The sequence below is a fragment of the Shewanella sp. 10N.286.51.B8 genome, assembly GCF_041469325.1.
In the GTDB taxonomy this organism is placed as follows: Bacteria; Pseudomonadota; Gammaproteobacteria; order Enterobacterales; family Shewanellaceae; genus Shewanella.
In genome coordinates this window covers 133,821-148,644 of record NZ_JBFRKG010000018.1, presented here as the reverse complement: position 1 = coordinate 148,644, position 14,824 = coordinate 133,821, and the positions used below count along the sequence as shown (strand labels likewise).

The following is a 14,824-nucleotide window of genomic DNA, read 5'->3' as shown; positions in this document are numbered from 1 at the left end:
TTGCTGGGCATTTTTGTATCGACAATTCAGTGCTTAAGGCTTAACACCGCGAACGATAGGATTTTGCAGGCTTATCAAGGTTTCTGTCGATTGAATTTCATCGATTGATTGAATGCGGTTAATTAACACGTGCTGTAAGCCATCGATTGATTGGCACATCACTTTGACAAAAACACTGTAATTACCCGTGGTGTAATAGGCTTCTACCACTTCTTCAAGGGCATTGAGTTTGGAGATCGCGGCAGGGTAATCGCCGGCACTTTTTAAGTTAATCCCAATAAAACAGCAAACGTCATAACCTAGAGCTTTGGGGTCTACTGTAATGCGCGCGCCAGTGATAATGCCGGCTTGCTTCATTTTTTCCACTCGTACATGAATGGTGCCGGCACTTACTGCAAAACGCTTTGCCAGCTCTGCAAATGGGGTTCTGGCCTCTTGCATTAATGCTTCTAGGATTTGGTTATCTAGCTGGTCACGCTGAAATGGAGTTTCCATAGTAAAATGCCTAATTAAATTATAATTAGACATTAATTTACGGATAAATGTGATAATTGGCTATCAAAAAGTTCTCATGATTAGTTTTTTACTAAGCACTTATCGTCAATTGTGACTGATATTATTGTGTATCTAAGGGCGTTATAAACGGCACTTCAGCATTAAAGGTTAATGGCGTTTGATGGTAAGGATGCTTTATGGTTAATTCAGCTGCGTGCAATAACAGCCTGTTTGATAGACTTTTGGCCCAAGGATCAGCATAAAAGCCATCACCTAAAATTGGGTGGCCAATTGCCATCATATGTACTCTAAGTTGATGGGACCGCCCTGTAATAGGCGTTAGCTTAACCAGTGTTGATTTTTTCCCATAGCTTACCACTTCAACATGGGTTAAAGACGGTTTCCCCACAAGGTGGTCGACTTTCTGTTTTGGTCTATTAGGCCAGTCACAAATTAAGGGATAATCAACTTGCTTAACGGCCGGACTGACATGGCCTGCGACTCTGGCATAGTATGTTTTGGCGGTTTCACGATCGCGAAATTGCCGTTTCAGTTCACGCTCAGCGTTACGCCTTAACGCCACTACAATGACCCCTGAGGTAGCCATATCAAGTCGATGGACAATGTGTGAATTAGGAAAGCGTTCAAGCACTCGGCTATAGATGCTGTCATGATATTGGGCTTGGCGGCCAGGAATAGACAGCAATCCAGATGGCTTATTCAAAACGATAATATCTTTATCTTCATGAATAATATCTAACCAAGGATCGGTTGGGGGAGTATAGATAAAGTCTGCCATGTGTTGCGCCTAGCCTTAATAGAGAATGCGCGGCAAAGATACCTATCCCTTGGCGTGAGTGCAAGTCATCTGAGCCTATTTAAGAGGGTTATAGCTTTTATACAAAACTTGAACTAATGGTTTATTAAAAAGCTTTTATGAAAATGCATTGCCGTTAACGTGCATGATGGTGAATGTCCACACCACAAAGGCTAGCGGAATATGGACTAAGGCATAAAAACCTTGATCTAAGCGCGATAACCCTTGGGCATTCCAAATTAAAAACACATGACTGAACACCACTAGCGGAAATAACGCCATTAAAGGGTAGAGTGCAAATGGGCTCGCATCAGCAAAAATACTGTGGCTGAGTAAAGCCCAAAAAACCATAAAACTTGTGGTTAAAGGCGGTGTTGCTAATCGATATTGTTCTGGGTAAGGGAACATTTGTTAACCTTAAGCTTGATGTGTTGTAACCCTAGGTTAACCTTTTATTTCCTTTTTGCCATGTATTACTTTTCTATGAACCACTGAATAATGTCTTAAACCCGCAGGGCCATGGGATACGATGACAGATAATAGGATGATAAAAATAGTAATTTCAGGTTTCCAGTTGGCCATAGGGATAAACAGCAGTAATAGCAGTACTTTAAAAATAGTCAGTACTCCTTTTAGCTGGATAAGCCAGCGCCAATCTCTGATGACTTCCCATGACAATAATGCAAGTCCACTGACCATGGCTAAGATCCAGTAATTGAGCCAAAGTGGTTGCTCTAAGCCAAGCAGAATACCACCGCCAGCGCCGACTACACCAACAATATGTAATGCTCTCAGGCTGGTTTTTCCTAGACGTTGAATCCAAAACTGAACTTCTGAAACTGCTTGCTGCTGCTTTTTTGACATGTCTATACACATATTCCTGTGAGTAATGTCTCAGCTTAACAAGAAGATCTAAAATGTTCAGCGATCTGTAGCAAAAACTCAATTATTGTTATGCTTTAACCAAACGCTCAATTGCACTGACATAGGTAAAGTCGGGCAATCCATTTTTAATGAGCCAAATAAACAACACAGGAGTTAAGGATGAAAATCGGGTTCTTTAGTGCTAAGCACTACGATATTCAGCATTTTGATGCCATGAATACAGGCTTTAACGCAGAGATTGAATATTTCGATTATCGACTTTGTATGCAAACAGTAAAACTGGCTGATGGTTTTGAAGTGGTTTGTGCTTTTGTCAATGACTCCCTATGTGAAGAGGTATTGGTTGAGCTTGCCAATGGCGGTACTAAGATTATCGCCATGCGCTGTGCAGGCTTTAATAATGTTGATTTAGATGCCGCTAAGCGCTTAGGTATCACAGTGGTTAATGTGCCTGCCTATTCGCCAGAGTCTGTGGCTGAACATACCATTGCCTTAATGTTAACCCTAAACCGTAAAATTCATAAAGCTTACCAACGTACTAGAGACGCGAATTTTGCCTTAACTGGCCTGGTGGGCTTTAATATGCAAGGTAAGACCGTTGGAGTGATTGGCACCGGTAAAATTGGTCTTGCTACCATCAAAATATTGCAAGGCTTTGGCTGTAAAGTGGTGGCTTACGATCCGTACCCTAATCCTGCAGTTGAGGCATTAGGCGTTGAGTATATTGACTTAGAAGCACTCTATCCTCAATGTGATGTAATTAGTTTACATTGTCCATTAACACCTGAAAATCATCACCTGTTATCTGCTAAGACATTTGAAAAAATGAAGCCTGGGGTGATGGTGGTTAATACCAGTCGTGGTGGCTTGCTCAATGCCATTGATGCCATGGAAGCGTTAAAAACCGGTAAAATTGGTTCATTGGCGTTAGATGTTTATGAAAATGAAAAAGAGCTGTTTTTCCAAGATAACTCTAATGAAATTATTCAAGATGATGTCTTTAGAAGGCTTTCTGCTTGCCATAATGTTATTTTTACCGGACATCAGGCGTTCTTAACCGTTGAAGCGCTTAATGCGATTGCCCAAACGACCTTGCAAAATGTCACCGACTTGCTTGATGGTCAGCGCTGCGTAAATGAACTCACCAACTAGTGCCGTTGTCGCTCGAGTTTGTAAAGGATTGAGAAAAATCGACTTAACCCAAGCTTAGGTTACTTAACAAGGAATCAGCAATATGATCATTACCAAAGAAGTCCACGATATTGAAACCCCAACAGGTGATATGCGGACTTATGTATATCGCCCAGATGCCCCTGGGCAATTTGCCAGTATCATATTCTACTCTGAGATTTTTCAACAAACTGCGCCTATTGCCAGAAGTGCAGCCATCTTAGCCGGACATGGTTTTGTGGTGTTAGTGCCAGAAGTGTTTCATGAACTGAATCCGCTAGGCACTGTGCTTGAGTATGACGATGTGGGTAAAGATAAGGGCAATGCTGATAAATTTGCTAAGCCCTTAGAGCAACATGATAGCGATACTCAGGCGATTATCGACTTTGCCCGTAGCCAAGCATATTGCAGCTGTAAAGTGGGCGCGATGGGCGTGTGCATAGGTGGCCATTTGGCTTTTCGTGCAGCGTTAAACCCCGATATCAGCGGTGCTTTTTGCTTATATCCCACAGATATCCATTCAAATACCTTGCCCTGTGAGCCAGAGAACGATTCATTAACTCGCTGTGGTGATATTAATGGTGAGCTGGTATTAGTCTTTGGCAAGCAAGATCCTCATGTATCTAAAGCAGGCCGAAAAGCCATTTATCAAAAGTTAGAGCAGCTTGATACCAACTTTAGCTGGTTAGAGGTGAATGCTCAGCATGCCTTTATGCGTGATGAAGGCGAGCGTTATGATGCGGCATTAGCACTGCAAATGTATTTGCAAGCGGTGAGCTTTTTTCAGCGCACCTTAAAGTAAAACCTTGTTAGGAACAGTAAAAAAATAAGCCCTGAGTGATACTCAGGGCTTATTAATTCACGACATAATCGCAAATGAATTATGGCTTAAGCCGCTTGTTGATATTGCGCTAATTCAGCAAGGCTTACTTGAGCCACTAGCATGTCATCAAGATAAAAATCGATATGCTCTTCGCCTTTACTGCCAATCAACTCTTGCTTAGAGCCATCTTCATAAGCCAAGGTCATCACCAGAGTGCGCTCATCCTGTTGACTAATTTGTGCACTTGATAGTTTAACTGGCGCCGTTTTAAAGTCGTCGCTAACGTGCTTATTCATTTTAAAAATAGCATCAGTTGGTAAATCAACTACCGCTTCTTTATCTGTTAATGGGTTAGTCCCGGTCCAGAACTCAATGCTGTTAAATACAAAAAGATCAGCTGTAGCTGCTAAACCATAAACTGGCGACAATAATGCGAATAAACCCGCACGACCATAACGGTTGTCGACAGTATCTAAATTTAACTTAGTGACCATTTGGCTTGTGGCCATTTGTCCCATACAGCCAGATAGTTGGCTACAAGTTACGATCATTGCAGCAGTTGCTAAAAACTTCTTTTTCATTTCATCAATCTCTTATTTTTTTATCAGCTGCGGATTATAGGCATTTCTCCCTTGGAGTATGTGATGGCTGTCACGTCAGTGTGTTGGGTTATTTATGGCTAAGTATCTGAAATGTTGAACTAGTTTGTTTACTGTGTGCAGGTTGGCTAACTGTTGCTATTGCTTGGTTGTTTTTAACGATTGGTGAGCTAAATGTTGGGGTTTTAGGGGCAATAAAAACTGCTTAAAAGATCTATTTATGCGGTATAATTTCGCCGAATATCCTGCCTATAAACCATGAGAACTCCATGTCAGAGTACCAGCAGTTACACCATGTCAGTGACGATATCGGCCCCATCTATGTATTAGATGATGGCGATTTTCGCGTGTTATCTTTTGGTGACAATGACGAGCAGAGTAAAATACTGAAAGCGGCGCCCCATATCCCTCAGCATACCTATGTTCAGGCCATGCTAGCGGTACTGCTATTTAGCAAACCTAAAAGTGCCATCATATTTGGCCTTGGTGGCGGCGGGCTGGTGCATGCACTTAGACGTTTTGATGCCGGGATTAAGCTGACTGCAGTTGAGTTGCGCGCTGATGTGATTGAGATTGCTAAACGCTATTTTCAATTGCCTATTGGCAAAAAGCTTAAAATTGAACTTGATGATGGCGGCACATTTTTAGCCAGAGCTGAACACAAAAAAGTGGATATTATTTTTGCTGATATGTATATCGAGCAAGGGGTTGATGAAAAGCAATTAACCAGCGAGTTCATTGGCACTTGTCATAAAGGCCTTAAAGCGGAAGGTTTTTTAGTGCTTAACTGCTGGAAAGAGCACAGTAAAAGTGAGCTGCTAAAGCAAGTGTTATCAGCGCACTTTGCCAATGTTTATGCCACTTTAACAGGAGGGGGAAATTGGGTGGTTTACGCCAGTAAGCAGCCACATTCTTTTAGCTCAGCTTATAACAAACAGCAGTTGCAGCAATTATCGCAACAGCTTGATTACCCAGTAGGGCGTTCACTGACACGTTTCACTCAATGGGAATAGCTGTTAGCAAATGATAGTGGCACTTGCGGTGCTAGTACTAATAACTAACTAACAAGCAACCGATTAATGACAGCCTTTGCCTCAACAGCCTGGCTATCCAACAAGACGTTCACTGACACGTTTCACTCAATGGGAATAGCTGTTAGCAAATGATAGTGGCACTTGCGGTGCTAGTACTAATAACTAACGAACGAACAAGCAACCGATTAATGACAGCTTTTGCCTCAACAGTTTGGCTATCCTGCTAATTGTTTATTTTTTGCTTTAATTAATAGCCATTGCTCACCTTTACACCAACGAATGCTCGCTTATCGAGCATTTCGATTGCCAAGGTTTATTTAGTGTTCACTTTCTAAAAAATCGATTAGGGTGATAGTTTTTACCCGTTATATTTAATTCTAACTTGTCGCTATTATCTATTCCATCAAACAGATACAGCTACACACTAAATTAGAATTTACTTTAAATATAACGGAGCACACCCATGACTCAATCAATTATTAATTCAACTATCAAGCCATTTTCTGCAACTGCTTTTCACAATGGTGACTTTGTTTCAGTAACTGAACAAGATTTACTGGGCAAATGGTCAGTAGTATTTTTCTATCCAGCTGATTTTACTTTTGTATGTCCTACTGAATTAGGCGACATGGCAGACCATTACGCTAAGTTACAAGAAATGGGTGTTGAAGTTTACTCAGTATCAACAGATACCCACTTCACTCATAAAGCATGGCACTCAAGTTCAGACACTATCGGTAAAATTAACTACCCAATGATTGGTGACCCAACTGGCGCAATTACTCGCAACTTCGGTGTGATGATTGAAGAAGACGGTTTAGCACTTCGTGGTACGTTCGTAATGAACCCGGAAGGCGAAGTCAAAGTTGCTGAAATTCATGACCTAGGTATTGGCCGTAGCGCAGCTGAATTAGTTCGTAAAATTCAAGCAGCACAATATGTTGCATCACATGACGGCGAAGTATGTCCAGCAGCATGGCTGCCAGGTGAAGACACATTAGCACCATCAATTGACCTAGTAGGTAAAATCTAAACCACTGGCGTTAATTCTCTCCAATAGCTGAGTCGCCTCATCCACGGTTCAGCTAAGTTTCATCACACTCCAATCTGCCTGGTTCTTTGTTAATGCTAAATGGGTTTAGCATTTATGAATTAGGCTTTTTTTTGGCTCAACTTCAATACTAGGAGCACACGTATGTTAGATGCGAATATTAAAAATCAACTGAAGACTTATCTGCAAAACCTTAAACGACCAGTTGAACTTGTCGTGTCAGCAGACGATAGCCCGAAAGCAAAAGAATTGAGCTCTTTAGCCAATGATATTGTTGGCTTATCAAACCTTGTAAGCCTTAAAGAGCAGCAAGGGATCCGAACCCCATCAATGAGTATCATTAACCCAGAACTTGGTAGCAACATTAGCTTTGCTGGTTTACCTATGGGCCATGAATTTACCTCGTTAGTGTTGGCACTACTGCACTCAGGTGGCCACCCAATTAAATTAACCGATGAGGTTATTGGGCAAATTAAAGATCTGCCCGGTGAGTTTAAGTTTGAAACCTACGTATCACTAAGCTGTCAGACATGTCCTGAAGTGGTACAAGCACTGAATATGATGGCAGCGATTAACCCCAATATTACTAACGTGATGATTGATGGTGCATTATTCCAAGATGAGATTAATGACCGTAATATCATGTCAGTACCGACGGTATATATGAATGGCGAGCCATTTTCTGTTGGCGCCATTAGCGTAGTAGAAATTTTAAATAAGTTAGACGTCAATGCTGTAGCACGACAAGCAGAACAACTAAATAATAAACAAAGCTTTGATGTATTAGTGGTTGGTGGTGGCCCTGCAGGCGCATCTGCTGCCATTTACGCGGCGCGTAAAGGCCTGCGCACTGGCATAGTGGCTGATAAGTTTGGCGGTCAAGTGGCAGAAACTGTCGGCATTGAAAACTTTATCTCAGTGTCAAAAACCGAAGGGCCAAAATTAGTTGCCAATCTTGAAGCTCACGTGAAAGATTACGATGTTGATGTCATGGACAACCAACTGGCGCTATCCCTTAAATCGGATGAGCGTTTTGAAATCGAACTTGAAAGCGGCGCGATTTTATCAAGTAAGACCATATTGTTAGCAACCGGCGCGCGCTGGCGTGAAATGAACGTCCCTGGTGAGCAAGAATACCGCGGCAGCGGCGTAGCCTATTGCCCACATTGTGATGGGCCGTTATTTAAAGGTAAGCGCGTCGCTGTGATTGGCGGCGGTAATTCTGGTATTGAAGCGGCTATCGATTTAGCGAATATCGTTGAGCACGTTACTGTACTTGAGTTTGATACTAGCCTTCGCGCTGATGAAGTTTTGCAGCGCAAAGCCAACTCAATGGGTAATATCACCATCATCACTGAAGCGATGACCACAGAAGTGCTAGGTGATGGCAAACGCGTTACCGGGCTCACTTATACCGATCGCAGTACTAACGAATCGCATAATGTCGCGCTTGAAGGGATTTTCGTTCAAATTGGTTTAGTGCCAAATACTGAATGGTTAAAAGACACTGTAGAGTTAACTAATCGTGGTGAAATTATTGTTGATGGCAAAGGCCAAACTTCCATACCAGGGGTATTTGCCGCAGGTGATGTCACTAACTCAGCCTATAAACAAATCATTATTGCCATGGGTAGCGGCGCGACTGCCTCACTCGGTGCCTTTGATTATCTGATTAGACACAGTGAAGCTGACATGTCAGCGGCTGAGCAAGTTGAGCTTGAGTCTGAAAAAACTGAGACAGAAGCGGCTTAATTAGTCGCAATGACAGTGTTGTAACGAAAACCAATCACTTTGTTCGTGCTCTTAATCGAAAAGCGCTGATAGAAAAGCGTTTATAAAGTGCTTAACGCATTATTGAATTTTGACAAAAAGCCAGCTTATTTAAATAAGCTGGCTTTTTTTGTGTTTAGCGCTGTTAAAAATAACGCACTGGAATGGTTATTAAAGGGGGCTCCTGAATCAGTGAAAAGGGGGGGGAGCTGCTGACTAATAGTGAAATTTTATTTGGTTATATTCATTTTTAACGCCATCGCAAAGGTGGTTTTTTTATCTCTGAATCAGCTTATCCGCCTTAGCCTCGCATAAAACCTAAGTGATATCCCACAACTTCATGCTGGTAAAAACAATATACTGGCCGTTTGCTGCTTTGTTAGGCGAGTAAAGCAGCCTTTATCGGTTATTATTTCACGCTTTGTTATCAGCTAAATTGCTTCATTCAGCGCTTTGATTTAACTTATAGCTCATTAAAATAAATTCCCTAAAATCTTGTTTTTAGCCGTTGCGGAAAGTACGCAAAAGGATGCCAATGCCAAGCTTGATCAGAATAGTGTTAATTAATACTCACCTTCCTGGTGTGGTGGAACTGCAGCTAGATGGACACACCAACATTTGTGGTACCAATGCTTCAGGTAAAACCACACTGCAGCGATTAGTCCCAGTGTTTTATGGTGAGTACCCTAGCCGAGTCGTGCCTTCAACCCGTGATAGTTTTGAGCGTTGGTATCTTCCCCATGATTCAAGTTACATCATCTATGAATATCAAAAGAGTGACGGCCAGCTTTATCAAGCGCTAATGGCATCCGCCGGTGACGGTAAAGGGGTGAATTACCGCTTTATTGCCAAAGGTTTCGAGCTTGATGATTACGTTAAAAACCGTAATGGCGATACCATCATTTGTCATACCATGGCGGAGTTAGGCCGTGAAATGAAGCGCCAGTCGGTGCCGCATACTAACTTGCTGAATACCCGAGAATACCGCGCGATTATTCAACATGATCGCAGTTTATTGTCCACCGGCGGCAATAAAAGCGAGCTACGTAATTACGCCCATCAGTTCTCATTGTGTGATAGCGAATACTCGCTACGTCATATCGAAAAATTGGCCAAAGCGGTGCATTCTAAAGAAGGCAAAATGGAAACCGTTAAGTCAATGGTGGCCGCTATTTTAGAAGAGGATGGTGTTAACCCGCCAACCTCACGCTTAAATCCACAGCGAGTAGAAAGCTGGATCCGTGAAAGTCAGTTAGTTCAAGGTTTTGAGCAAATTCGCCCTGAATTTGAAAAGCTAGAACAAGAGTTTAATCAGTTACTGAGCGCCGAGCTTCGACTAGGCAGTTTAGCTAAAGGCTATCGCGCCGATGAAACCTTTGAAGCACAGCGCCAAGAGCGCAGTGAAAATCAGTCTAAAGAGACCAGTTTACAACTGCGCATTCTGGACGAAGAATGGAAAGAAGCCCGCGATGAGATCAGCCAAGAATTGTCATTCGCCCAAGGTGATATCCGCAAATATGAAGCTGAGCTTGATGGCATTGAAGATCAATATGAAGGCTTTTTAAATGCCAATATTGAACAAGCTAAAGCCGACTTAGACAGTTTAGATAATTGGCGCAGTGATTTAGAAAACTTATCAGAGCGTCATAAGTTACAAACTGAAAAGCACCAAGACATTGAAGCGGCTTACAGTACCCGCCGTAGTAAAATTGCTGAGCAGTTACACCGAGAGCTTGAGTCACTGCATCAAGAGCAAGATAGCATTCGTGAAACCCGTGATGCCCAGCGTGAATCTGCTAACGATGATTTAACTCAACTCGACAGCTTATGGCGTGAAAAAACCGATGCCGGTAAAGCGCAGTTTGCTGAACAAGAATTTAAACTCAAGCTCAGCCAAGGTGAGCTGAAACATCAAATCGACGGTGTCAGCTACACCGAAGAAGAGAAAATGAGCTTAGCAGTGTTTGATGAGCGCATTAGCCGCGCTGATGAAGAACAAGAAAGCTGTAATCAAAAAGTCGATCGCTTATCAATAGAAGAAAGAAAACTGCGCGCCAAACGCGATCAAGTCTCTGAGGCACTTCGAATCGCCAGTGTGAGAGTGAATGAGCGCTTAGCTGATGTTGATGATGTCAAAGGGGTGTTATTTCCACAATCACACACTCTATTAGAGTTTTTGCGTAAAGAGTCCTCAGGTTGGGAGCAAAGCTTTGGTAAGGTTATTGCCCCTGAACTATTACACCGCACCGATCTCCATCCCCATGTTGCAGACAGTAATGGCGAGGTATTATTTGGTATTGGCTTAGATCTTAAAGCCATTGATGTGCCTGATTATGCTGCCTCAGAGCAAGATTTACGCCTGCGCTTAGCTAAAGCTGAAGAAGCCTTAGCTCAAGCTGAAGAGTTAAAGTCGGAAAACGAAGATCAACTGGTAGCCATTAACGATCAATTAGACACGCTTAATAAAGAGCTGACTTTTGCTCGCACTGCTTATAAAAATAGCCGTGAAGATGTGCGGCGTTTATTTGATGAAAAGCGCAGCTCACAAGAGCAAATCAATCAAGCGTTATCCGAGCGTAAAGCCCATGCCAGCAAGCGTCTGATTCAATTAGAAAACGAGCTCAAGCAGCAGCACAATAAGCACCTAGAGTGGCTTAGTGAGCAAAAAGAGCAAGCCCTTGAAGCCCGCATGGAAAAAAATGCCTATTGGCAAGATGTGGTCGGTGCGCTAGATAATCAGCTAGGGCAAATTAAAGCCAATATCGACACTCGCCGTAGTAATGCTAAGCAAGAGCAAAAAGCCTGTGAATCATGGTACAAAAACGAGCTTAAATCTCGCGGGGTTGATGAAGCGGCTATCGTGGCATTAAAAGGGCAAATTCGGGATCTTGAAACCCAAATCAGTAATGCGGAAAAGCGTCGCAGTGATGTATTGCGTTATGAACATTGGTATCAAAATGCCTGGCTAATTGCCAAGCCGAAATTGCAAACCGATTTATCCAAAGTTAAGCAAGCAGCCCTTGAGTTAGAACAGCAGCTTGCCAATAAAACCACTGACGTTAAGCAGCGTAAACAACACTTTGAAAGCTTGAAAAAAGCCTCGGATGCTGCGCAAGTTGAGGCTTCTGAAAACCTCACCAAGCTGCGGGCTGTGATGCGAAAACTGGCTGAGCTTAAATTGCCGCCAACTAAAGATGAAGCCGCTGGTGGCATTGGTGAGCGCTTAAGACAAGGTGAAGAATTATTACTACAGCGTGATTATTTACTGGGCTCAGTAAAACAATACGTTGAGCATTTTGATTCGGTTATTGCCAGTAAGTCAGGCTCGAGCTTAGCTGAGTTTTGGGAACGTGCCCGAGATGAATCAAGCTTTAGCAATGATAAAGGTATCCGCCTACTGGATTATCGCAAGTTGGTTCCACAACTTGAACAGTTATTGAATGTGATGGTGCCGCAATCCTTGATGGCCATTCGCGAGCAAGGGCGTATTTTTGGTATCGACTTAACCGCTTATTACGATGTATTAGCAGACATCGACAGACGTATCGCCTCCCAAAGCGCGCGTATTACTCGCGAAGTGGGTGAAGAGTTGTTTCTTGATGGGGTATCTGAATCCGCGGTTAAGATTCGTTCTCGCATTAGCGAACTTGAGTTTTGGCCTGAGCTTGAAGTGTTTGTTAAAGCCTTTAAACAGTGGAAAGCAGATGGCTTTAGTGAGCTGCCTGATGAGCATTACACCTCAAGTATGCGCCGCGCCTTAGATATTATTGGTCGCTCGGCGTTAAGTGGCGGCATTGCTAAACTGCTGGAAATTGAGCTGCGCTTAAAAGAAGGCAACAGCGACTTAATTATTCGCACCGATAGACAGCTTAATGAATCTTCAAGTCATGGTATGGCTTATCTGATTTTATGTAAGTTCTTACTGGCCTTTACTCGCCTATTACGGGGTAAAGCCGATGTCACTATTCATTGGCCTATTGATGAGTTGGGCACCTTGCACCACACCAACGTGAAGAAGATATTTGATGCCTGCGTTAATAACAATATCAGCGTATTAGGGGCGTTTCCTAACCCAGAATCTGAAGTGCTGAACTTGTTTGCTAATCGCTACATTATCAATAAGCAAACCCGTAAATTACAAGTGGTGAAACCTAAAGCCAACCCATTGGCTGCACGCTTAAGTCAACATGCCAATAAGGAGGCTATTTAATGTCTGAGGTTACGGTAAGTACCGAAACAACACTGGTTGGCACTGGCATGCTGATTGAGCAACTGCTTCGTGGTGAGTTTATTTGTCGCACCACCAATGAAGATGGCTGGCGCGCCCTGAAAAGCAGTGCCACCTTTGATAAAGTGGAGCAGTATTTAAATCAAATCAACCGCACGATTTCTTCTGCAGCAGAAGGTGATGTGTTCTTTTGCGGCTACCAGCAACTTGGCGAGCAAGAACGTAAAGTGATTTCTAGCCAGTTTAAAGATATTTGCTCGGCGCTTATTCCGCTGGTGGAATGGTTGGTGCTAGTACAAGAAAGTAGCGGCCAAGATGCGCCTTTAAGTGAAGGTGCGCCAATACGCTTAACTGAGCTGCAAGCGCGTATTGAAGATACGCCAGCGTTTATGGAGCAGCTCGCTAAGTTGAGCCAATATCGCTTATTTGGCTCAACCAGTAGCAATGCCGACAACCAAATTAAATTGGTGTTTAAGCGCTTAGTGGAGTTGGGGTATTTGGTAAAACCTAATAGCGAGAAACAAATTTATATTGCCACCGGCAAGCTTGATTATTTGTACGAAGTGATTCGCTTTATTGATGAAACTGAAGGGTTAAGCCTTGAAGCGCAAGCTGAAACGGCTACCCAAAAGGATTTATTATGAGCAATAATTTACATCAAGCGGGGGTTAAGCTACTAAAACAGCTGAGTCGCCATTCTGATGTGGTTATGGATGCCTATCTTGCTGGCTCAGTGAATGAGCAAACCCATGACGCAGCAGTGATTGAGAAACTCAGAAAAAGTGGCATTTTATGGCGCCCAGAGCCGGATGAAGAACTGCGCTTAAAACGCTCGGTACGGGCGTTACTTGAAGAAGCTTTAAGTGATGAGCGTAATCGGCAAATTGATGCCAATGTCGGCTCGGCGTTTAGCACCATTAAAACACTGGCTGATCATTACAAAGAAGCAAGGCACAATATTGATTATGGCGCAGCAGAGGCGTATTTAGCTGACTTAAACGAGCACGTTTACAGCTTTACCGACAGCCTGCGCTACTCCATTCGGGTATTGTGGGGCCGTATTAATAATGAGTTTGGTTATGTTGGTAGTATTAGTGCCAAAATTCGTGAAAATGAATTAGCCCAAAGTCAGGTGTCTGAATTACTCAACGGCTTAGAAATGTTCCAGTTTAGTGAGCTTAGTGATACCGCCGGTGATATTCGCGAGCTAAGACGCTTACTGGTGACCAATCTGCAAGAAACCTTAAGTCAGTGCATTCAAGAAATTAGTGCAGTGCAAGGGCGCTTGCTAGAGCTACTGGGGCGTTTTCGTCAAATTCAGGGGCGTACTCGATTATTAAAAGGCTTTTTACTGCACACAGATTTGCATCCTGATTATCAACCTGATGATCATGTGGCGCATAAGTTTGTGCCGAAATTGTTTAACTGCGCTGAAGCCATCATTAAGCCTGCCAGTGTCGACGTTAATAACGCCAGCCATGAGCTTATCTTGCTCGATACGGTGGCGAGAATTAAAACCATTAGCCGCGACTTATTGCCGGCAAAAGTGCGTGAGCACGATGTGTCCATGACCATGACTGCGGTGGAGGATTTTGATATTCCTGATAATCCACTAAAGCTAGCGGTAGATGAATACTTCTGCGCCGTGATTGATTCAGGAGTTCGTCAATCAGCACTGGAATACTTAGAAGAGCATAAGTTGCACTGGGCATCTGAGAATTGGCTTTATCAAGTGATTGGCGGCTACGAAGGTTTGCCCGATGAGCACAAAGCTTATTTTGAACTTGAGCCCATAGGCCATCCTGATCCTGTTTATAACGGTAACTTTATGATCCATGATGTGGAGTTATGGCTGGCTTAAACTTGATAAGTGAATCATCCCAGAACTGATTTACAAAAAAGCTGTTTGGTGCCAACCAAGCAGCTTTTTTATGTCATTTCATTAGCGCTAC

Annotated in this window: 13 protein-coding genes; 8 read left to right on the top strand and 5 right to left on the bottom strand. The window is 43.0% G+C overall.

The genetic code is table 11. The annotated features are described in order from the left end of the window. Positions 1–33 precede the first annotated feature (33 nt). The 4 genes from asnC to AB4160_RS08490 all read right to left on the bottom strand — a co-directional run bounded on the left by asnC (position 34) and on the right by AB4160_RS08490 (position 2,176). Complete coding sequence (gene asnC, locus AB4160_RS08505; RefSeq protein WP_076540553.1) at positions 34–495, bottom strand: transcriptional regulator AsnC; 462 nt, start codon at positions 493–495, stop codon at positions 34–36. A 121-nt stretch (positions 496–616) separates the two neighbouring features. Further along, on the bottom strand, positions 617–1,294 hold the full coding sequence (gene rluA / locus AB4160_RS08500) for a bifunctional tRNA pseudouridine(32) synthase/23S rRNA pseudouridine(746) synthase RluA (protein WP_102436688.1): 678 nt from the start codon (positions 1,292–1,294) through the stop codon (positions 617–619). Positions 1,295–1,429: 135 nt separating this feature from the next. Further along, a complete protein-coding gene (locus tag AB4160_RS08495) occupies positions 1,430–1,720 on the bottom strand; it encodes a hypothetical protein (RefSeq protein WP_102436690.1) in 291 nt (96 codons plus the stop codon). Positions 1,721–1,756: 36 nt separating this feature from the next. Next, positions 1,757–2,176 (bottom strand): hypothetical protein, encoded by a 420-nt coding sequence (locus AB4160_RS08490; RefSeq protein WP_102436692.1) that lies wholly within the window; start codon positions 2,174–2,176, stop codon positions 1,757–1,759. 180 nt (positions 2,177–2,356) lie between these two features. Here AB4160_RS08490 and AB4160_RS08485 point away from each other — a divergent pair, with 180 nt between their 5' ends. Then, positions 2,357–3,349, top strand: coding sequence for a 2-hydroxyacid dehydrogenase (locus tag AB4160_RS08485; RefSeq protein WP_102436694.1), 993 nt, complete (start codon positions 2,357–2,359; stop codon positions 3,347–3,349). A gap of 82 nt (positions 3,350–3,431) precedes the next feature. Then, complete coding sequence (locus AB4160_RS08480) at positions 3,432–4,169, top strand: dienelactone hydrolase family protein (protein WP_102436696.1); 738 nt, start codon at positions 3,432–3,434, stop codon at positions 4,167–4,169. 86 nt (positions 4,170–4,255) lie between these two features. On the opposite strand, the gene AB4160_RS08475 is transcribed toward AB4160_RS08480, so the two are convergent. Further along, a complete protein-coding gene (locus AB4160_RS08475; protein WP_102436698.1) occupies positions 4,256–4,771 on the bottom strand; it encodes a DUF3332 domain-containing protein in 516 nt (171 codons plus the stop codon). 287 nt (positions 4,772–5,058) lie between these two features. Between AB4160_RS08475 and AB4160_RS08470 the strand changes: the two genes are divergently transcribed. The 6 genes from AB4160_RS08470 to AB4160_RS08445 all read left to right on the top strand — a co-directional run bounded on the left by AB4160_RS08470 (position 5,059) and on the right by AB4160_RS08445 (position 14,733). Then, positions 5,059–5,802, top strand: coding sequence for a spermidine synthase (locus tag AB4160_RS08470; protein WP_102436700.1), 744 nt, complete (start codon positions 5,059–5,061; stop codon positions 5,800–5,802). Between the two features lie 484 nt (positions 5,803–6,286). Then, complete coding sequence (gene ahpC / locus AB4160_RS08465) at positions 6,287–6,856, top strand: alkyl hydroperoxide reductase subunit C (protein WP_372004209.1); 570 nt, start codon at positions 6,287–6,289, stop codon at positions 6,854–6,856. A 162-nt stretch (positions 6,857–7,018) separates the two neighbouring features. Beyond that, positions 7,019–8,626 (top strand): alkyl hydroperoxide reductase subunit F, encoded by a 1,608-nt coding sequence (ahpF, locus tag AB4160_RS08460; RefSeq protein ID WP_372004207.1) that lies wholly within the window; start codon positions 7,019–7,021, stop codon positions 8,624–8,626. A gap of 553 nt (positions 8,627–9,179) precedes the next feature. Continuing rightward, on the top strand, positions 9,180–12,854 hold the full coding sequence (locus tag AB4160_RS08455) for an ATP-binding protein (protein ID WP_372004206.1): 3,675 nt from the start codon (positions 9,180–9,182) through the stop codon (positions 12,852–12,854). After that, positions 12,854–13,516 carry a condensin complex protein MksE gene (locus AB4160_RS08450; RefSeq protein WP_372004204.1) on the top strand — a complete coding sequence of 221 codons (663 nt, stop codon included), beginning with the start codon at positions 12,854–12,856 and terminating at the stop codon, positions 13,514–13,516. The genes AB4160_RS08455 and AB4160_RS08450 overlap by 1 nt, the downstream gene beginning before the upstream one ends. After that, positions 13,513–14,733: a phosphoenolpyruvate carboxylase gene (locus AB4160_RS08445; protein WP_102436706.1), complete on the top strand. Its 1,221-nt coding sequence runs from the start codon at positions 13,513–13,515 to the stop codon at positions 14,731–14,733. The genes AB4160_RS08450 and AB4160_RS08445 overlap by 4 nt, the downstream gene beginning before the upstream one ends. Positions 14,734–14,824: the final 91 nt, after the last annotated feature.